Origin of the sequence: Halostagnicola kamekurae (assembly GCF_900116205.1) — an archaeon.
Classification (GTDB): domain Archaea; phylum Halobacteriota; class Halobacteria; order Halobacteriales; family Natrialbaceae; genus Halostagnicola; species Halostagnicola kamekurae.
In genome coordinates, this window is sequence record NZ_FOZS01000004.1 from 306,908 (window position 1) to 324,579 (window position 17,672).

The following is a 17,672-nucleotide window of genomic DNA, read 5'->3' on the forward strand; positions in this document are numbered from 1 at the left end:
CCACACCGGTCACAACGGCGTCGACCGCCAGCGGTAAATAGTCGCTCTGAATGGTGATAGATATGGACGGCCGTGCTGTCTCCCCCGCTGCAGGAACGGTGCTGAACGCGCTCGCGACCAGGACCGGGTCAGCCTTCGCTATCGACCTCGAGACGACAGCGACGGTCGATCTGACCGACGACGGCGAGATCGATGCCGAGATCGACGATCGGCCCGACGCGGACACGACGCTCATCGAATACTGTGCCGAACGCGTCCTCGAGCGATACGCCGAGGACGCGGGTCTCGACGCCGAAACGGTGGGCGCGCGCGTTCGCACCGAGAGCGAGATCCCGATGGCGGCCGGGCTCAAGAGTTCGAGCGCCGCGGCCAACGCGACCGTTGTGGCGACCCTCGACGCCCTCGAAATCGACGACGCCGTCGAGCGCGTCGACGCCTGCCGCCTCGGCGTGCAGGCCGCTCGAGACGCCGGCGTGACTGCAACGGGCGCGTTCGACGACGCAAGCGCGAGCATGCTCGGCGGCGTGACGATCACCGACAACACCACCGACGAACTGCTCGCTCACGAGAGCGTCGACTGGCACGCGCTGGTCTACACGCCGCCGGAGCAGGCGTTCAGCGCGGACGCGGACATCTCCGATTGCGAACGCATCGCGCCGATGGCGGATCTCGTCGCCGAACTCGCTCTCGACGGTCGGTACGGCGAGGCGATGACCGTCAACGGCTTCGCCTTTTGTGGCGCGCTCGGATTCTCCACCGGTCCGATGCTGGACGTCCTCCCGGACGTCGCGGGCGTCTCGCTGTCGGGCACCGGCTCGAGCTTCGTCGCGATCGGCGATAGAGAACAGCTCGAGGGGGTTCGCGACCGCTGGGACCGACGGGACGGATCGACGCGACTGTTGCGGACACGAACCGACGGAACACGAACGCTGTAACATACTCAGGACTATCTATGACCGAGGAATCACCGTCAAACGGGGAGAATCGAACGCCGGAGGAGATGGATCTCGAAGAGCTACGCGAGGAGATCCGTACGATCGACCAGGAACTGGTCGAACTGATCGCCCAGCGGACGTACGTCGCGGACACCATCGCCGCGGTCAAAGACGAACGGGACCTACCGACGACCGACGAGAAACAGGAAGAACAGGTCATGGAACGAGCGGGGGAAAACGCGGCGCAGTTCGATCTCGATCCGAACCTCGTGAAGGCGACGTTTCGAATGCTGATCGAACTGAACAAGGTTCACCAGCGCGAGAATCGGTAGCAAACAACACTGAGTTCACGTATGTATTGCTGTTTCTTCTCGTCGATAGCTTCAGCGGTCGGACGGCGAAACACCTACAGTAACACGCACGTAATACGACCGTATGTCTGAAGCGGCCACAAACAACGGCGATGACGAGATTGTCACGGTGAACTTCAAAGTCACACGGTCGTTTCTCGACGAAATCGAAGACACGTGGCAGGGACGAGGATTCAACAGCCGGAGCGAATTTATTCGGTATACCCTACGCGATGCCATCGAACATCCTACGTTCGACCGCGACGAACTCGTTGCACTCCTCCAAGCCGAAGAGGACGTTCGTGAACAACGAACGATGAGTGCCGAAGAAGCACGCGAACGATTCGGCACTGACGGGGCGAATGAGTGACGACGAGTGGACGTGGGAACTAGCGTCGAAAGCACAAGACGACCTCAGTACGCTCAACTCGAACGAGCAACAGCGAATCATCGACAAACTCGACGAAATCATCGATTCCCCGTGGCGCGATCCGCCAGACTATGGCGAACCGCTCCAGAACAGCCCACGCCGGAAAGTTCGCATTGGTGAATTCCGCCTTGCGGTAACGTTCCACCGAAACGAGTATCGAATGATCGTCGCGCGCATCAAACGCCGCGGTGGCGCGTATACCGCTGACGACGATTGAGTAGCTTTGCCGAAAATACTCACTCCGTACTCCCTCTAATCACCATCACCTTCACCCGCCGAACACCGTCGAAGTCACGAAGTTGGTAGGTCAATTCGCGAACTCGCTCGGCCGACCCCCGACAGAACAGCGACTCGAGACACCACTCACCCTGGTGGGTGTGACTGGTGTTGAGGATGACGTCCTGATACCGGTGCTGGACGGCGTGTAGTTCTCGAATTACCTCGTGGTGGCGATAATCGAAGGCGAGGAGGGAAACGACGTCACCGCTGGTGTCCTCGAGGCGGGAGTGGGATTCGATGTACTCGAGCATCGCTTCCCTGACCGCCCGTGACCTGTTTTCTAACTCCTGTTCTTGCCAGACCTGATCGAACTCTTCGACGACGTCATCGGGGATGTTGAAGCTCGTTCGCATACGTGTACTCTCCGCTTGGGTTCAGACGGCCCGCCTGTATTACGATTCCCCCGATACGGTAGTAACAACCGTTATCCTCGCATCGTCGGATACCTACTCGTATAGATGTTTCATGGAGACTCGTTCGGCCTTCTCCTCGGGGCGGTCGCACTGGGTGCCGTTCACGGTATCGAACCGGGCCACGGGTGGCCCGTTGCCGCCTCCTATGCGCTCGACCAGACTAACAAGTGGGTGTACGGATTTGCGGCGAGTTTCATCATTGGCGTCGGCCACCTCGTGAGCAGCATCGCGATGGTCGGCGTGTTCTTCTACGCGAAGAGCTATTTCGAACTCACACAGGTCAACGAGCCGATTACGATAGCCAGTGGCATCCATATCGGCGGCCCAGTCAGTCTCGTGGCCGGTATCTTGCTGATCGCGCTCGGCGTCCGTGAGTACTTCCACGGACACTCTCACGGCGGTCACGACGATGACCAAGACTCCGGTCAGAACCACCACGGAGACCCGAACGAACACGAACACGAACACGATTCGGATACTCATCGTCACGACTCGGAGGAGCATCACGGCCATGTACTCGAGGAAAGCCACAGCAATGCGCATGAGGAGGCTCATTCGCATGATCGCATCCACAGCAATCCGCACGATCACGATGATAACGGCGTACTTTCGCGTCTGAAGGGGTTCGTTCCGTTCGTCGGCGGGCACTCGCATTCACACGATGATCCCAGTGAGACCGCCGACCGGGGACTTCTCGGTATCGCCTGGTTCGCGTTCGTTCTCGGGTTTGCCCACGAGGAGGAGTTCGAAATTATCGCGCTTTGTGCCGGATCGAATCACTGTCTTGAGTTGATGAGCGCATACGCGCTCACCGTGATCCTGGGTATCGTCGGACTGACGATGCTGTTGATCGCGGGCTACCAGCACTCCGAGGAGAAAGTCGAGCAGTACACGCCGTATCTCCCGGTGTTCTCCGCCGCCGTCCTCGTTGTTATGGGAGTCGGGTTTATTATCGGGCTTTTCTGACCCATCGTCTTTTTTACATAGAAACGATCCAGTAACAGGCGGTCCGGCGACAGGTAGCGCCTCTGTGCTCTTTCGAAGATACGACGCAGTCCCGTGGGATTGACCGCCGATAGCAGGCCGGCGGAGAAACCCGGGGGTTACTCTCCGGGATTCTCGTCGGGCCCGAAAGCTCGATTGCTGGTTCGCATCCCCTGGTAGGCGAGAATAGCGCCCACGACGAAGACGATCGTTGCGAGATAGATTGGGCCAAGGTGGGACGTCCAACTGTACGTGAAGAGCTCCATATAGTGCATCGGGAGTGCGAGTCCGAGGCCGACCACGGCGCCCACGACCGCAGTGGCCCACGCCCACAGCTGACCGGTGCGAACACCGTACCACGACAGCGCCGCGATGGCGATCCCGGTGGTGATGATGAACGCCGCGGTCGCGACGTGGAGGTGGTTGATGTAGTGCATAACCGCCGGATCGATCGCGTTGAGATCCGCGGGAGTGACTCCGTTCAAGGTCGCGACGCCGAGTTCGAACCCGGTGCCGAAGAACGTTCTGGCGAGGAACACCATCCCGTACCCGACGAATGCGATACCCGCCAGCGCCATCAGTACAGATCCGCTTCGTCCGCCGCGGCCGAGTTCGTAGTCAGTTTCGTGCTGTTCGACGGTTGCTCGATCGACGCTCATAGTTCGGCTTTCCCTTGTATTGGCGTTCGTCCGTCGAGTCAGACCTCGACTTCGGTTACGTGTTGTTCCTCGATCTCCTCGAGGCTGTAGTCTTTTCCGTGCTGGTATCGGACGTGATCGCGGGTGATCTCGAGGAGTCGGTCTCTGTCGTTTTCCTCGGTCCGCATGAGGAAAAGACAGCCCGAGACCTCGGTGTCGCACGCTACTTGTAACGCTGTCTGCTGTTCTTCGGTCAGGGTGTCGTCTGGCATTGTCAGTCCCCTCCAAGTGGAGGTACAGCGAGCGTGGTGATGTAGGCATCTAGTGAATTTCGTGCGACTAGTGCGTTTCGTGCAGACGTTAGGTGCCGTGCAGGCGGTGGGTATCGTGCAGCCCTTGCATCTGGTCGTCGACAACGAAACGAGCGCACCGAAAGCGGAAACTGCGGGGAAACCCGTTGTGACCGCGCGATCCCGGTTAGGCTTCGGTCCCCTCGAGCGCGAGCGGCCGAGCCTCGTCGTGATAGGACTCGAAGATCGACTCCGCCCAGTCTCGCGCGACGGGGTCGTCCGTATCGAGTATCGCTCGAACCATTCCGCTGTCCGGGTCGTAGCAGCTAACGGCGATTCGGTCGTCGAAGAGGCTGACCCCGTAGGGCGGTAGATCGTCGTGTAGCTTGACGGTGAAATTCCGCCGCTCGAGGGCCGGCGAGCAGTGGTCTCGGTACGTCGAGAGGATGTATTCGGCGACGCTCGGCGGGTCGATGATCGACGTCTGCATTCCGCTTACGATCTGTTGGCGAAGCTCGTCCTTACAGGGCTCGAGTAGGGCGATATCGGCGCCGACGAAGCGAAACTGATCCGTTTCCCGGAGTAGCGACAGGAATCGATTGACCGGTGCGTACGGGGCGTCGGATTCGGCGACCGTCACAGTCGCATCGGCGACCATCTCGACGGTAAACCCGCCCGCATCGCTCGGAAACCACTGCCAGACGTCCCGAAGCGTTCGCTCGGTCTCGAGGCGGTCGATCAGGTCTCGCATTCCGGTCGCGACGAACGCACCCAGTTGCGTCGCTTCGTACCGATCGCCGTTTCTGCTGATCCAGTTTCGTTCTTCGAACGCGCGTACCGTCCGGCTGATCGTCGACGGCGACGCCGCCGTCTCGGCTCGAAGGTCTTCCCGGGTCGCTGGGCTTTCGGTCAACGCATCGAGGACGGCCACCCGATGCTTCGACCGGACGAGGAATTCGATGTCCTCGAGCGGGTCGCTGGTGGTTCTAAATAGCATGGTAATAGTACACACTCGAAGAGCATAGTTGTTGGTTCTTCCGCGATTACTAACAGATGACGAGTCGTCGTTCGAAGTTCGAATCGATGTTCGATAGCTCGGGCGGCTCCTCCCCTCTCGTCAGAAGGCCACTGTGAGAACAGTAACTGACGAATCCTGAAGCGGTTTCACGGGTTTCTTAGCGACCGAACGTAAGATTAGCCCGATGAGCATTCCCTCGTACATGGTCGCCATCGCCGGTGGGACCGGAGCCGGCAAGACGACGGTCTCGCGCGAACTCGCCGACGCCGTCGGCGAAGCGGTGACGCGGATTCCGCTCGATAACTACTACAAGGACCTCTCTCATCTCGAGTACGAGGAGCGAGAGTCGGTCAACTACGACCACCCCTCCGCGTTCGAGTGGGACCTCCTGTGTGACCACCTCGATTCGCTCTCGAGGGGGCAGGCGGTCGAGATGCCCCAGTACGATTTCGGCGTGCACAACCGCAAGGACGAGACGGTGACGGTCGAGCCGACTGACGTGATGGTACTCGAGGGGATCCTCTCGCTGTACGACGAGCGGATACTCGAAATGCTCGACTTGCGCGTCTACGTCATGACCGACGCGGACGTGCGCATTCTCCGGCGGATTCAGCGCGACGTCATCGAACGCGGACGCGATCTCGAGGGCGTCATCGACCGGTATCTCGGCACCGTCAAGCCGATGCACGAGCAGTTCGTCGAACCGACGAAATCTGACGCCGACGTCATCATTCCCGAGGGGGCGAATCGGGTCGCTGTCGATCTGCTCACCGAAAAAGTCCAGGCCGAACTCGGGACGGACTCGACTGACGTGACCGAGCGCGGTTCGTTCGACTCTCTCGAGGGCCGTTCGTCGACGGTCGGGACCGAATCAGATCGGTCGGACTAGTCGGACCGTTGGATCGGAGACGCTCGGGTGGATCCAAGGCGGCCCGATGAATCGGTCTCTACACCAGCGTCCGGTCGTTTAGGACATCGGTAGCGCGACTGTAGGCAGACACTGTCGGCGGTAGGCTGAGTCGTCCTCACGGACGAAAATAGATCACGGCGGCTGTCACTCGATGGATTCGAACTGACACGGTCGTTCGACACTCACCGGGAGTAGTACGATGCTACTCGTGACCGTCAGGGATTTCTAACAAATGATTGATACGCCGAGTGACGGAGAGGGCTCGTATGGTAGGGTACGACCGACGGCGGTTTCTCGCGGCCGCGGCGACCACGGCGGGTCTCTCGTCGATACCCGGATCCGCGCTGGGCGGCGGGGAGTCGAACGTCACTACAACCGGTGGAACCGAGTGGGAATACGCGAGGCCGCCGAGCAGTCTGTACGAGGACGTCCTTCGAATCGATGACGGCTATCTGGTCGTCGGCGGCACCGACGTTCCGGACGTATTCGAAACGCGAGGACTCGCAACGGCGCTTTCGACGGACGTCGAGGAGCGGTGGAATCGTACGTACCAGTCGACGCCACAACGAGAGGCTCGAGCGATGGAGCCCCAAATCGGACCGATCCCCGAGGATTGGCTGACCCTGGCGTTCGAGACCGGCGACGGCTATCTGTTGATCGGGTGGACTTACTTCGACAGCGCCGCGGTTTACGTTACTCGTGTCTACGAGGTCGACGAGGACGGCACTGTCCGAAGCGAGCGCTCGCTCGGCGACCTCGAGGACGCGTCCGCGTTCAGCTACCTGACCGACGGCGTCGAGACCGCCGACGGCTTTCTCTGCTGTGGGACCGAATCGCCCGGTATCTCGCTCGGAAGCGCCGGGTGGCTGGTGGACCTCGAGGGAGACGGCTCGGTCGCCGACTACACGAGAGTCCCGGCGACCGACCGTGATCTCGAGACGACGACCCGGTCCGACGTGTTTCAGGCGATTACGCCGGCCCCCGGCGGGTACGCCGTCGCCGGTTCGTACGAACCCGAACCGGATGCGCCAGCAGAGGGCTGGATCGTCGGCCTCGACGCGGACCTGAACCAGCGCTGGGACGAGCGGTTCGCACTCGAGGCGGGCGAACCGACGATCGTCTACGATATCGCGCCCAGCGACGTCGACGGGTACGATTTCGTTGTCGTCGGAACGACCGGCGAGTTCGATCGGTTCGGACGGTCGATACTCACCGATCCCGCCGTCACGGGTGACGGTTTCGTCGCGGGGTACACGGACGCCGGCGAACGGCGGTGGCTCGAGGTGCTCGAGAACCAGCCGCTTTTCTGTGCGCTGCGGACGCCCTCGGGCGTCGTCGCGGGCGGCGCTCGAGACGGAAACGGGTGGGTGGGAACGGCCGATCGAACGGACTTCGAGACCGACGATCCGGGTGTCGTCACCGCGCTCTCGCGCGGATACGGACGCGAGGTAGTCGCCGCGGGAAGGCGAATCGAAGACGGAGCACCCGCAGCCTGGGCGCGGACCGTCTCGGTCGGGAGCGGGACCGACCGACCCGAGACGCCGTCGAACGACGGACCGGCCGAGTTCCTCGATTGCCAGCGCGTTCGAATCGACGGAGATTATACGGACGTTATCGCTCGCGTCACGTTCGACCCCGGCGACGGCCAGGTCGGAAATATCGTCGAACCGATCGGTGGCGTCGACGGAAACAGACTTATCGACGTCGTAGCCGAGTTCGACGTCGATCCGACCACCGCCGCCCTGACCTCCGTCGAACTGTTCACGTCCGACGGCATCGCGGTTCCCGGCCTCGGCGACGACGAAATACGGAACCCGAACCTGAGTGCGTGTTTCGACGACGTGCTCGGCCACCTCGACATCGACTCACTGGGCCAGTGACGAGTTGCAGTATCGAAATGAAAAACTCGGCAAAAGCGTCAGACGGAGGGCAGACGAGCGTCATCGGAGGATCACCGGAGTTTATATAACGGAACGTGGCAGCGAAGTATATGACACGCGAAGAACTGATGAGCGTTCGAGTCGCCGAGAAAATCGCAGCTCGTGAAGGGGTACCCTCTTCTGAACTGACGCCGCCGATGTACAACGTTATCGACACGGACGCGCTCGACTCACTCTATCGCTCGACCCGCGACGGTCAGGTCAAACCGAGCCTCGAGTTCACGTACAACGGCTACTTCGTTCGCATCGATTCCTCCGGGCGGATTCACGTCGACGAGACGGCGACGACCCCCGACCCCGACGCCCACGGATTGAGCTGTTGAGAGAGACGCATTCACGTTCTATCGCTTCGTGCGGCTATCGGACCGAGTGAGAGACCGAGCTACCCCGATCAGTAATCGCTAAAGAACCCGAATTCCTCACCGCTACGGTGAATATAGTCCGTTTCCAGAACGTCACTAACCGTCCGGCCGAGTTCGTTTAGCTCCTCTTCGATACCTTGGATCTCCCCCCGATCGAATCTGTCATCGTATGGTGCTGGCAAATCCTCGGGGACGGCGGGTGCCCGGTACCCGACGTCTTCCGCGGCCACATTCCAGTAGAAATCGAACGCATCGATCAGTCCAAGCTCACGTACGAACTGGAATTCATCCACTTCCATATACGTCTGATCCTGCCATTCGTCGAATCCGGTTTCCCAGGCACCCTCCTGGAGGAACGTCGCTAACGCTTCGCGAGGGGTACTATCGCCGACCCGTTCGTCCGGTTCGACGACGGCGTCGTAGTCGCCCGGAGACGGTGGACTGTCGAGCGTCGGTGGTTCGGGGATATCGACATCGAGTGACATACTACGAGTTCGTTCGACAGAGATTTGATGGTTTCTATCACGGTGCTTGTCTCTCTGATTCACCGATGTGTTTCGATTTCGGCATCCGATTTGTCGATCAGCTCCGCTCGGTCCGACTCGGCCAGCCGTCGCATTGGCGTGCATCCAACCGGTCGTCGGTCATTGCGACCCACCGGATTTCGTTCCAGCTCAATCGATAGTGACAGGTATCTGGCTTGAGCTGTTCCCAGTAGATGGTTTGCATGGAGGGGGCGTTTCCGTCCGCGGGGGTTATCGGGAGGTCCTCCCCGGGTGGTTCGGCCTGCTGTTGATTCGTTTGCAGCGTCGGTTTCGGTGGCGGCGAATCGAGGTGCCAGACGACTCCGCCGAGAACGAGCACACCGACGAGCAATACGATGACGACACTCGCCAACAGACTGTTGTTCGTTCGGGAAATATCGTCACGGCGATCGTCTGTCGACTCTGTGCGCAGCGCGATTACGCGCTCTACGGTGACCGCAACTCCCAGTGCGATGAACGAAAGCAACAGGAACGCATCCGTCGAGCCGTCGAGATCGACGAACAGTACCTGCAGGGTGAGAATCACGCCTCCGACCGGTATCCACCAGCGCGAGTCCAAATCGCGGACGGCTGCCCGGCCCCAGCCGTAGAGCGCCACAGGAAAGATCACCGCTCCGTAGCCGAACACCAGCAATATCGAGTAGACGCGTTCGGCCAGAGTATACGGTCCGCCGGCGCGCAGCGGCGCGACGATCGACTGGACGACCATGGGAACGAAAGCCCCCGCGGCCGCGAATACGACGACGACGATCCCGGTCACGACGCCACCGCCCGCGATGGCCCTGACCGCGGCTCGTCCGCCGTATCGCTGATAGGCCATCCCGACGATCAGTGGCGCGAAGACGGCCCCCGACTGCCACGATCCGGCGGAGAGCGCCGCGGCGACCCCCGCGAGAAATGGGCGGTCGCGGAGGACGAGTACGAGCGCGAGCGATCCGAAAAACAGCGCGTAGAACTGCGCTCTGACCCCTTCCAGAGAGAGGACGACGAGTTCCGGAACGATCAGCATCGCGAGGCCGGCGGCGATCGCCGCAACGTGCTCTTCGGTCACGAGATACGCAGTCCAGCCCACGAGCAGGACGCTCGAGGCCGCGACGAGCACCGTGAGTGCGGTGCTCAGACCATGGAGGACGAGCATGTCCCCGCCGGAGAGGACGGCGAGCACGGCCGTAATGGCGAATGGAACGGGCGGGTTCACATCCCAGACGTCGACGTATGGAACGCCGCCGTGAACGATGTACCAGCCCGTGTGCTGGAAGAACGCCGGATCCGTTGCGAGCGTGGGCCACCTGGTCTGTACGTAGCGGACGGACGCGATAGCGAACAGGACCGCGACTATCGGACCGAGGACGACGAGCCAACGGGCGTGGATCTCGGAGAGTGAACGCGGCGACATAGTTGGGAATTCGTCGGGACCGACTCGTCAGATTCGCTGGGAGACTTTCTTCGCGATGGTGAGTGCTCCCTGATCCCACGCGACGCGGTGATCGAGGCCGGTTTCGTCTGCCGCTTCGTCCGACGCGTCGTGCTCTAAGTACCAGTCGTACGTCTCCACGAGCGCCTCTCGATTGGAGTACGTCGGCTCCCAGCCGAGCCCTTTCAGTTTCTCGACCGAGACGTAGGAGTCCTCGTGGGCTGTCTCGTAGACCCATGGGTAGAGCGGAGAGAGGTTCAGGCGATCCAGGACGCGCAGGACTGCAACCGTGAGGAAGGCCGGCGTTCCGATTGTGCGCTTGCCCGTATCCGCGTAATCGATTGGCGCCTGAAAATCCGCTTTCATGGTCGTGAACTCATCCGTGCCGACGTTGAACGTGTCGTTGGCCGCCGCCTCGTCGGCGGTGAGCAGCAGGTCGATCGCGGTGAGGAGGTCGTGGACGTGCAACAGTTGGTACCGGTTGTTTCCCCACCCGACGAGCGGGACGTTCGCGCCGTCTTCGATCCAGTCGAACAACACCTGAAACACGCCGAGCCGTTTCGGCCCGATGAACGTTTTCGGACGAAGGATGGGGACGCACAGCCCCATGCGCCGGAAGTCTTCGCACACCTTCTCGGCCTGTATCTTGGCCTCGCCGTAGGGACCGACCCCCTCGAGCGGCGACCGCTCGGTGATGGGATGCGTGTCGTGGGTCCCGTACACCGCGGTCGAAGAGACGTAACAGACCCGTTCGACGCCGGCTTCTTTCGCCGCCCAGAGCACGTTTCGCGTCCCGTCGATGGTCGTCTCTCGGATGCGGTCTGCGTCCCACAGCGGGAGCGCGGCCGCGGCGTGGACAACGGCCGTGGCGTCGCTGCGCTCGAGGGCGTCGGCCACGGAGCTTTCGCTTCGCACGTCTCCCTCGACGTAATCGATTCCGTCCGCGTCGTCGTCCGCCTCGAAGGGCTTCAGATCGAACGCGGTAACGTCCCACCCTTGATCCCGGAAGTACTGGCACGCGTGGAGACCGAGGAATCCGGTTCCCCCCGTCACGAGCAGGGAACCGGCGGCGGTACCGTCGTCGCGTTCACTCTCGCTCATTGCGGTATCGAACTATTTCTCGAGACGACGGGTGAATAGTGTATCGCCGAGTAACACCTGTCTAACCAGCAGTATCGGCCGTCGGCTAACGAAAAGGAGTTATTACGATACCGCGCGAGTAGGATGGCCGAATCGAGCGATGCGTATCGTACGTTCGTCTGACCGTTTCATCAACACATATCGTGCGCTCAACTGACCGTTTCATCGGTAGTCGGATATTACGGGCTGGAACGGATTTCGGATAAGCCGGGTTTTTTTGCCACTATATGTCGGAGTGAGACCGATCGATGGCCCGAGCATACACCACTCATCGCCGGGTCGCAGTGACCGTTTCGGGATTGGCCAAGGAGATCCGTCCCTGGCAGTGGTACAAACAGGGCATCCTGCTGCTGGGGCTCGTTTTCTCGGGACGCCTCTTCGATCCGGTCGCCGTTACGGACGTCACCGTCGGGATCGTCGCCTTCTGTGCCATCGCGGGCGCGACGTACATCGGTAACGACATCGCCGATCTCGAGGAGGACCGCAAACATCCGCAGAAGAAACATCGTCCCATCGCAAGCGGGCAAGTGCCGATCGCCGTCGCTGTGACGTTCGCGGCGGTGTTGTTCGTCGGCGGTATCTCCCTTTCTGTCGTCCTCGGACCGCTTTTTCTCCTGATCGTCCTCGCGTACCTCGCGCAGAACGCGCTTTACTCCGTGTTTCTGAAGCAGGTCGTCCTCGTCGACGTGATGGTGATCGCCGTCGGGTTCGTGTTGCGGGCCATCGCCGGCGTGGTCGCAATCGACGTCTCACTGAGTCCCTGGCTCGTCGTCTGCACCTTCCTCGGAGCGCTGATGCTCGCGTTCGGCAAGCGCCGCCACGAACTGGTCGTGAACGACGATCCGTCCGCATCGCGGTCGATTCTCGCCGACTACACCGAGGAGATACTCGACCAGTTCCTCGTCGTCGTGCTGACTGCGCTGCTCGTTTCCTACTCGCTGTACACGTTCTTCGGCAGCGGCGTCTGGATGATGGCCACCTTGCCGTTCGCTTTCTTCGCGGCGTTCAGGTACCACTATCTCGCCCACACGCGCGATCTCGGCGGCGATCCGAAGTTCCTCTTCGCCGACCGCCCGTTCTTTCTCAATCTCCTCGTCTGGGGTCTCGTCGTCGTCGGGATTCTGTACGACGTCCCGATCGTGCTCGTCGAACTATTCGCCTGATACGTAACACATAGAGTCTACCACCCACATGACCCGTCGATACGATCTACAGGTCCACACGGACGCTTCGCCCTGCTCGAGCACGCCGCCAGAGCGCGTCGGTGCGGCGGCGGTCGAGGCCGGCCTCGACGGTATCGCGGTTACCGACCACGATACGCTCGCCAACGTCGACGCCGTTCGGGACGCCGCGCCGTCGTCGCTGGACGTGATCGCAGGAGTCGAGGTCACGACGACCGAGGGGCATCTTTTGGCACTCGAGGTGACCGAACCCCCGCCCCAGACCGACCCGCTGACCGTCGTCGACCACGTTCACGATCAGGGGGGAATCGCCGTCCTCTCGCATCCGTTCGACGCGATGCGCCAGTCCTACGTGACGAACCTCGACGAACTCGCAGACGCCATCGACGCGGTCGAAGCGGTAAACTCCCGCTGCGTTCGCCGCCGGTTCAACGAGCGCGCGACGGCCTTCGCGGCCGCCCACGACTTGCCGACGACGGGAGGGAGCGACGCCCACTTCCCGATGGAGGTCGGTCGCGCGTACGCCGTCGTCGAGGGAGACGGGTCGCTGGTCAACGCCGTAGTCGAGGGTCGCGTTCGACCCGGCGGCCGCGGCCGGTACCTTTCGGGTCACATCGCGACAAAAATACATCAGTTCCGCACCGTTTCCGGTCGTCTCGTCGCCGACCTCAAACCGGGGCGATCACCGTGACGGAGAGCTCGAAGGCGATCGTCGATCGCGGCTGGACCGTCGTCCGGGATCACGGCGTCTGGCTGACGGCGTTGCTCTCGGTCGTCGTCTTCTTCGCCCTGGCCGCGTACGCGGACATCGACAGCGTGACGAGCGCGCTGGCCGCGGTGGACTGGAGCACGTTCGCAATCGTCATCGGTCTCACGACAGTCGGGTACGGCTTTCGATTCGCCAAGTGGCACTACTACCTCCGACGCCTCGACGTGAACGTCCCGCTCGAGGCGAGCGCTATCACCTTCTTCAGCGGGCTGATGATGGTCGTCACGCCGGGGAAAGCCGGCGAGGTCTGGAAGGCGTGGTTCCTCCGGGACACGCGCGACGTCCCCGCGAGCAAGACCACCTCCGTCGTGGGCGCAGAGCGCATCACCGATCTCATCGCGTTGAGTGCGTTGGCCGCGCTCGGCGTCCTGGTTTACAGCCGCTCGACGTTCGCCGTGATCGCCCTCTTCGGCTCTCTCATGGTCGGGATCGGTCTGCTCCAGTGGCGACGGGGCTGTTTGGCGCTTCTCGGACGGCTCGAGTCGGCCCCCGTCGTCGGCGAGTACGCGGCCGAACTCGAGCAGTTCTACGAGAGCGCCTACAGCCTGTTCCAGTTTCGCCCGTTGGTCGTCTCGACGCTGCTGAGTCTCGTCGCGTGGGGACTCGAGGGCGTCGCGTTCTGGCTGGTACTCGCCGGGTTCGGCGTCGACGCCGGCGTCGTGATCGGCCTGTTCGTCTTCGGCTTCGGGTCGGTCGTCGGCGCGGTGTCGATGCTCCCCGGTGGACTCGCGGCGACGGAGGCGTCGATGGTCGGCGTCTTGCTCTCGATCGGATACCCCGAGACCGTCGCGGCCGCCGCCACGATCGTGATCCGCGTGGGAACGCTCTGGTACGCCGCCGCACTCGGAACAGCCGCATTCCTCACGTACAAGGGGACGCGATGAGGGGGAACTCAGCCGAACCAGCAGGAAGTAAACCAACCAAATCGGCCGAGAGCGAGCCAACTGAACCAATCGAGAGTCCATGAACCAGCGTACCCGCGTCACCATCGCCGCCGTTGCCGTCGTCCTTCTGGTCGCATCGCTCGGCGTTCAGGCGCTTGTCATCGATCGCGAGCCGACCGTCGTCAACGAAGACGGCCGCTACCCTGGAAACACGCTCGTGGGCGTCCACTCCTATACGGATGACGGGCGAGTCGTCGAACTGGCGCCGGACGGCGACGTCGTCTGGGAGTGGTCGATCCCTGACTCGCGCGTGTTCGGCGTCGAACAGATCGATCCCGAGCGGGTGCTCGCGGCGGTCGCCGTCAAGACACCCGCTGAAGCGTGCGACGAGGAGTACCTGGAGTACGAGGAGTACGACGACCACTGCGTGCACAACCGCGTCGTCGAAATCGACAAGGAATCGAAGGAGGTCGTCTGGGAATACGACTGGTACGACGACTTCATCGACTACCAGGAGGTACACGACTTCGAACGCCTCGAGAACGGCGAGACGGCGATCATCGACATGGGAAACGACCGCTCGTTTACGGTCGACCGCGACGGTGAGATCACCTGGGAGTGGCACGCCGAGAATCATTTGACGCCCGGGACGCCGTTCTACGAGGAGTACGGCGGTCACGAGCGGGACGGCGAACACGACGACTGGACGCACATGAACGACATCGACCGTCTGGAAAACGGCAACTTCCAGATGAGCATCCGTAACTTCGACTCGGTGATCGAAGTCGATCCGGAGACCGACGAAATCGTCGACGTAATCGGCGAGCCGGGGAACAAAAGCGTGCTGGACGAACAGCACAACCCCCACCGCATCGAAGCCGAAGGCACGATGGTCGTCGCCGACAGCCGAAACAACCGGATCGTCGAACTCGACCTCGAGGACAGCGAGGAGATTTGGCGCTATACCGGTCCTGACCACGACCCTCTCCAGTGGCCTCGTGACGCCGACCGACTGCCCAACGGCAACACGCTCATCACCGATTCGCGGAACAATCGCGTCCTCGAGATCGACCCAGACGGTGAGATCGTCTGGGAGTTCGACGATGCCGCCGGGGAGGTTATCCCGTTGGCGTACGAGGCCGACCGCATCGGAGTCGGCGAACGATCGGACGTCCCGCCGGGGAGCGAACTGACCGAGGTCGACGACGAACCCGGTCCAGTCGAGTCGACGATTCTGCGGGGGGAAGCCATGGCGCAGTACGTCTTTCCGACGTGGATGCACCTCCCGCAAATACTCCACGTCGTCGGTATCGCCCTGGGGATGCTATGGCTCTGTGTCGAAGGGAGCGTTATTGGCTGGCGGAAAGTGAGGGTGCGATATAAGCGGATCTGATTGCCTCCTGTCTCGATACGCGCAGTTAGTGTCTCGAGCAGTCTGAACGGGATTCGCCTCCATGCTTCGTGTCAATCTCCGGACCAGACCGTCCACTCCCGCGCGGCACCATGTCGTATGGTGTCGAACCGGAACCGGGCTTCCCTGCCGCGTCGCGAACGTCTTTTTTAGGTGGCCGGCTAGGCGCGACAGATTCGTTTGACACGACGCATTCCGAACCCGTTCCGACAACTCATCCTGTGGATCGGTCTCGCGCTCGCCCACCTCGGTCTGATCGACCGCGAGCGGGCGCGCCGCACGGCCGATCTCGCGTGGCCGCGGATCGTCACCGGCCTCGCACGGATGTCGAAAAACGCGGTCGACGTCGCGATGGTCGGCGTCGCCGTCGGATCGGGTGCTATCGCGGGGGTCGGCTTCGCCGCGCCCTACTGGGGGCTCGCGTTCGCGCTGGGCGGCGGCGTCGCGGGCGGAACGATCGCGCTCGTTTCACAGCGCTACGGGGCCGACCGCTTCGACCAGATGGGGCAGGCTGTCCGCTCGAGCGTCGTCTGCGTGCTGGCAGTTACGATCCCGGTCGCGGCCCTGTTCTGGGCGTTTCCCGTCGAGCTCATCTCGCTGATCAGCGACAATCAGGAGGCCATCGGCTACGGTGCAGACTACCTGCAGATCGTCGCGCTCGGGATCCCGTTCGCCGGGTTGAACCTGATCGGTAGTCGCACCTTCGTCGGCATGGACGACTCGTGGACGCCGATGGTCATCAGGGCGGGCGGCGCCGTCGCGAACATCGTCCTCAACTCGGTGCTCATATTCGGGTTCGATATGGGCGTCGACGGCGCTGCGCTCGGAACCGTTCTCGCGAACGTCGTCGTGACGAGCGCGTTCGGCATCGGGCTTGTCGCGGGACGACTCCCGGGACTCGGCTCGTTCGACGTCTCCATCAGCCCCGTCGGGACGTACCTCGACGGCGAGACGATCTGGGACCTGACGACGATCGGCCTCCCCGTGCTGGGATCGAAACTCGTCTGGACCGTCGCCGAGTTCCCGATGCTCGCCATCGTCGACATCTTCGGACAGGACACCGTCGCCGCCTACGTCATCGCCCGCCGGATCTGGGGCCTGATGAACACGCCCGGCTGGGGCTTCGGTCTCGCCGCCTCGAGTCTGGTCGGCCAGCACCTCGGGACGGGCGACGAGCACACCGCAGAGCGGTACGGTCGTGAGATCGTCTACTTCTCGGCGGCGGTCTACATGGTCGCCGCGGTCATCGTCTTCGCGCTCGCCGAACCGATCACGCTCGCGTTCACCGACGATCCGAGCGAGCTGTCGGTGCCGACGACGGTCGCGCTCATCCGAGCGGCCTGTGGCGCCATCGTCTTCAAGGGGATCCACACGGCCGCAGCCGGCGCGCTCAACGGCAGCGGCGACACGCGATGGCCGTTCTACAGCCAACTGCTCGGCATGTTCGGCCTGTCGATTCCGGTGGCGTACCTCGGCGCGACTGCCGTCACGATCCCGACTATCGGCCCGATTCCGTTGCTCGGGGTTACCATCCCTGGCGGGACGATACCGGCGCTAGGACTCACCGGCCTCTATCTCACTTTCTTCGCCGAGACGCTCACGCCGGCGCTGATCAACTACTACCGGTTCTCGAGCGGCAAGTGGAAGGCCATCAGTCGAAGTTATCGTCCGGACGCGGCCCCGGCCGACGACTGACGATAGGTGAGTACAAGGACTGCCTCACGGCGAGTAGGCAGTCAGGATATGCGTGCACGAGCGCGCGGTTGGCCTCGCCAGCGC

The 17,672-nt window shown here is 62.3% G+C and carries 20 protein-coding genes; 13 read left to right on the forward strand and 7 right to left on the reverse strand.

All coding sequences use genetic code 11. The features are described from left to right. Positions 1–62 precede the first annotated feature (62 nt). The 4 genes from BM348_RS17635 to BM348_RS17650 all read left to right on the forward strand — a co-directional run bounded on the left by BM348_RS17635 (position 63) and on the right by BM348_RS17650 (position 1,932). Positions 63–935, forward strand: coding sequence for a shikimate kinase (locus BM348_RS17635; protein ID WP_092906925.1), 873 nt, complete (start codon positions 63–65; stop codon positions 933–935). A 17-nt stretch (positions 936–952) separates the two neighbouring features. Next, the gene (locus BM348_RS17640; protein ID WP_092906927.1) at positions 953–1,267 is read left to right on the forward strand and encodes a chorismate mutase; all 315 of its coding nucleotides are present in this window, start codon (positions 953–955) and stop codon (positions 1,265–1,267) included. 103 nt (positions 1,268–1,370) lie between these two features. Beyond that, positions 1,371–1,655, forward strand: a complete 285-nt coding sequence (locus tag BM348_RS17645; protein ID WP_092906929.1) for a ribbon-helix-helix domain-containing protein — start codon at positions 1,371–1,373, stop codon at positions 1,653–1,655. Then, positions 1,648–1,932 carry a type II toxin-antitoxin system RelE family toxin gene (locus BM348_RS17650; protein ID WP_092906931.1) on the forward strand — a complete coding sequence of 95 codons (285 nt, stop codon included), beginning with the start codon at positions 1,648–1,650 and terminating at the stop codon, positions 1,930–1,932. Before BM348_RS17645 ends, BM348_RS17650 begins: the two co-directional genes overlap by 8 nt. 19 nt (positions 1,933–1,951) lie before the next feature. Here the strand turns inward: BM348_RS17650 and BM348_RS17655 are convergent, their stop codons facing one another. After that, positions 1,952–2,347: a CopG family ribbon-helix-helix protein gene (locus BM348_RS17655; protein ID WP_092906933.1), complete on the reverse strand. Its 396-nt coding sequence runs from the start codon at positions 2,345–2,347 to the stop codon at positions 1,952–1,954. Positions 2,348–2,452: 105 nt separating this feature from the next. On the opposite strand from BM348_RS17655, the gene BM348_RS17660 reads away from it, so the two are divergent. Next, entirely contained in the window at positions 2,453–3,373 is a 921-nt protein-coding gene (locus tag BM348_RS17660; protein ID WP_092906935.1) for a hypothetical protein, read from the forward strand. Between the two features lie 137 nt (positions 3,374–3,510). Here the strand turns inward: BM348_RS17660 and BM348_RS17665 are convergent, their stop codons facing one another. From BM348_RS17665 to BM348_RS17675, 3 genes are all read right to left on the reverse strand, one after another. Continuing rightward, a complete protein-coding gene (locus BM348_RS17665) occupies positions 3,511–4,050 on the reverse strand; it encodes a hypothetical protein (RefSeq protein ID WP_092906937.1) in 540 nt (179 codons plus the stop codon). Positions 4,051–4,088: 38 nt separating this feature from the next. After that, positions 4,089–4,301: a hypothetical protein gene (locus tag BM348_RS17670; protein WP_092906939.1), complete on the reverse strand. Its 213-nt coding sequence runs from the start codon at positions 4,299–4,301 to the stop codon at positions 4,089–4,091. Positions 4,302–4,506: 205 nt separating this feature from the next. Next, positions 4,507–5,316: a helix-turn-helix transcriptional regulator gene (locus BM348_RS17675; protein WP_092906941.1), complete on the reverse strand. Its 810-nt coding sequence runs from the start codon at positions 5,314–5,316 to the stop codon at positions 4,507–4,509. Between the two features lie 205 nt (positions 5,317–5,521). Between BM348_RS17675 and udk the strand changes: the two genes are divergently transcribed. The 3 genes from udk (at position 5,522) to BM348_RS17690 (ending at position 8,510) form a co-directional block, all read left to right on the forward strand. Next, entirely contained in the window at positions 5,522–6,226 is a 705-nt protein-coding gene (udk, locus tag BM348_RS17680) for a uridine kinase (RefSeq protein ID WP_092906943.1), read from the forward strand. Positions 6,227–6,513: 287 nt separating this feature from the next. Next, positions 6,514–8,127: a hypothetical protein gene (locus tag BM348_RS17685; RefSeq protein WP_092906945.1), complete on the forward strand. Its 1,614-nt coding sequence runs from the start codon at positions 6,514–6,516 to the stop codon at positions 8,125–8,127. Between the two features lie 110 nt (positions 8,128–8,237). Then, positions 8,238–8,510, forward strand: coding sequence for a HalOD1 output domain-containing protein (locus tag BM348_RS17690; protein WP_092906947.1), 273 nt, complete (start codon positions 8,238–8,240; stop codon positions 8,508–8,510). A gap of 68 nt (positions 8,511–8,578) precedes the next feature. Here the strand turns inward: BM348_RS17690 and BM348_RS17695 are convergent, their stop codons facing one another. The 3 genes from BM348_RS17695 to BM348_RS17705 all read right to left on the reverse strand — a co-directional run bounded on the left by BM348_RS17695 (position 8,579) and on the right by BM348_RS17705 (position 11,609). Further along, positions 8,579–9,034, reverse strand: coding sequence for a hypothetical protein (locus BM348_RS17695; RefSeq protein WP_092906949.1), 456 nt, complete (start codon positions 9,032–9,034; stop codon positions 8,579–8,581). Positions 9,035–9,131: 97 nt separating this feature from the next. Then, on the reverse strand, positions 9,132–10,490 hold the full coding sequence (locus tag BM348_RS17700; protein WP_092906951.1) for a DolP-mannose mannosyltransferase: 1,359 nt from the start codon (positions 10,488–10,490) through the stop codon (positions 9,132–9,134). Positions 10,491–10,517: 27 nt separating this feature from the next. After that, on the reverse strand, positions 10,518–11,609 hold the full coding sequence (locus BM348_RS17705) for an NAD-dependent epimerase/dehydratase family protein (RefSeq protein WP_092906953.1): 1,092 nt from the start codon (positions 11,607–11,609) through the stop codon (positions 10,518–10,520). A gap of 287 nt (positions 11,610–11,896) precedes the next feature. Here BM348_RS17705 and BM348_RS17710 point away from each other — a divergent pair, with 287 nt between their 5' ends. The 5 genes from BM348_RS17710 (at position 11,897) to BM348_RS17730 (ending at position 17,588) form a co-directional block, all read left to right on the forward strand. Further along, positions 11,897–12,811 (forward strand): decaprenyl-phosphate phosphoribosyltransferase, encoded by a 915-nt coding sequence (locus tag BM348_RS17710; protein WP_092906955.1) that lies wholly within the window; start codon positions 11,897–11,899, stop codon positions 12,809–12,811. A 28-nt stretch (positions 12,812–12,839) separates the two neighbouring features. After that, positions 12,840–13,520 carry a PHP domain-containing protein gene (locus BM348_RS17715; RefSeq protein ID WP_092906957.1) on the forward strand — a complete coding sequence of 227 codons (681 nt, stop codon included), beginning with the start codon at positions 12,840–12,842 and terminating at the stop codon, positions 13,518–13,520. Next, a complete protein-coding gene (locus tag BM348_RS17720; protein ID WP_092906959.1) occupies positions 13,517–14,482 on the forward strand; it encodes a lysylphosphatidylglycerol synthase transmembrane domain-containing protein in 966 nt (321 codons plus the stop codon). Before BM348_RS17715 ends, BM348_RS17720 begins: the two co-directional genes overlap by 4 nt. A gap of 79 nt (positions 14,483–14,561) precedes the next feature. Continuing rightward, positions 14,562–15,875, forward strand: a complete 1,314-nt coding sequence (locus tag BM348_RS17725) for an aryl-sulfate sulfotransferase (protein ID WP_092906961.1) — start codon at positions 14,562–14,564, stop codon at positions 15,873–15,875. A gap of 198 nt (positions 15,876–16,073) precedes the next feature. Continuing rightward, the gene (locus tag BM348_RS17730; RefSeq protein ID WP_092906963.1) at positions 16,074–17,588 is read left to right on the forward strand and encodes an MATE family efflux transporter; all 1,515 of its coding nucleotides are present in this window, start codon (positions 16,074–16,076) and stop codon (positions 17,586–17,588) included. The last annotated feature ends 84 nt before the right edge of the window (positions 17,589–17,672 follow it).

What these genes read in the sequence shown, in the direction of transcription:
- BM348_RS17650 (WP_092906931.1), top strand. Translation starts at nt 1,648, where the DNA reads ATGAGTGACGACGAGTGGACGTGGGAACTAGCGTCGAAAGCACAAGAC.
- BM348_RS17725 (WP_092906961.1), top strand. Translation starts at nt 14,562, where the DNA reads ATGAACCAGCGTACCCGCGTCACCATCGCCGCCGTTGCCGTCGTCCTT.
- udk (WP_092906943.1), top strand. Translation starts at nt 5,522, where the DNA reads ATGAGCATTCCCTCGTACATGGTCGCCATCGCCGGTGGGACCGGAGCC.
- BM348_RS17665 (WP_092906937.1), bottom strand. Translation starts at nt 4,050, where the DNA reads ATGAGCGTCGATCGAGCAACCGTCGAACAGCACGAAACTGACTACGAA.
- BM348_RS17670 (WP_092906939.1), bottom strand. Translation starts at nt 4,301, where the DNA reads ATGCCAGACGACACCCTGACCGAAGAACAGCAGACAGCGTTACAAGTA.
- BM348_RS17655 (WP_092906933.1), bottom strand. Translation starts at nt 2,347, where the DNA reads ATGCGAACGAGCTTCAACATCCCCGATGACGTCGTCGAAGAGTTCGAT.
- BM348_RS17690 (WP_092906947.1), top strand. Translation starts at nt 8,238, where the DNA reads ATGACACGCGAAGAACTGATGAGCGTTCGAGTCGCCGAGAAAATCGCA.
- BM348_RS17635 (WP_092906925.1), top strand. Translation starts at nt 63, where the DNA reads ATGGACGGCCGTGCTGTCTCCCCCGCTGCAGGAACGGTGCTGAACGCG.
- BM348_RS17685 (WP_092906945.1), top strand. Translation starts at nt 6,514, where the DNA reads ATGGTAGGGTACGACCGACGGCGGTTTCTCGCGGCCGCGGCGACCACG.
- BM348_RS17645 (WP_092906929.1), top strand. Translation starts at nt 1,371, where the DNA reads ATGTCTGAAGCGGCCACAAACAACGGCGATGACGAGATTGTCACGGTG.
- BM348_RS17660 (WP_092906935.1), top strand. Translation starts at nt 2,453, where the DNA reads ATGTTTCATGGAGACTCGTTCGGCCTTCTCCTCGGGGCGGTCGCACTG.
- BM348_RS17705 (WP_092906953.1), bottom strand. Translation starts at nt 11,609, where the DNA reads ATGAGCGAGAGTGAACGCGACGACGGTACCGCCGCCGGTTCCCTGCTC.
- BM348_RS17675 (WP_092906941.1), bottom strand. Translation starts at nt 5,316, where the DNA reads ATGCTATTTAGAACCACCAGCGACCCGCTCGAGGACATCGAATTCCTC.
- BM348_RS17695 (WP_092906949.1), bottom strand. Translation starts at nt 9,034, where the DNA reads ATGTCACTCGATGTCGATATCCCCGAACCACCGACGCTCGACAGTCCA.
- BM348_RS17700 (WP_092906951.1), bottom strand. Translation starts at nt 10,490, where the DNA reads ATGTCGCCGCGTTCACTCTCCGAGATCCACGCCCGTTGGCTCGTCGTC.
- BM348_RS17640 (WP_092906927.1), top strand. Translation starts at nt 953, where the DNA reads ATGACCGAGGAATCACCGTCAAACGGGGAGAATCGAACGCCGGAGGAG.
- BM348_RS17710 (WP_092906955.1), top strand. Translation starts at nt 11,897, where the DNA reads ATGGCCCGAGCATACACCACTCATCGCCGGGTCGCAGTGACCGTTTCG.
- BM348_RS17715 (WP_092906957.1), top strand. Translation starts at nt 12,840, where the DNA reads ATGACCCGTCGATACGATCTACAGGTCCACACGGACGCTTCGCCCTGC.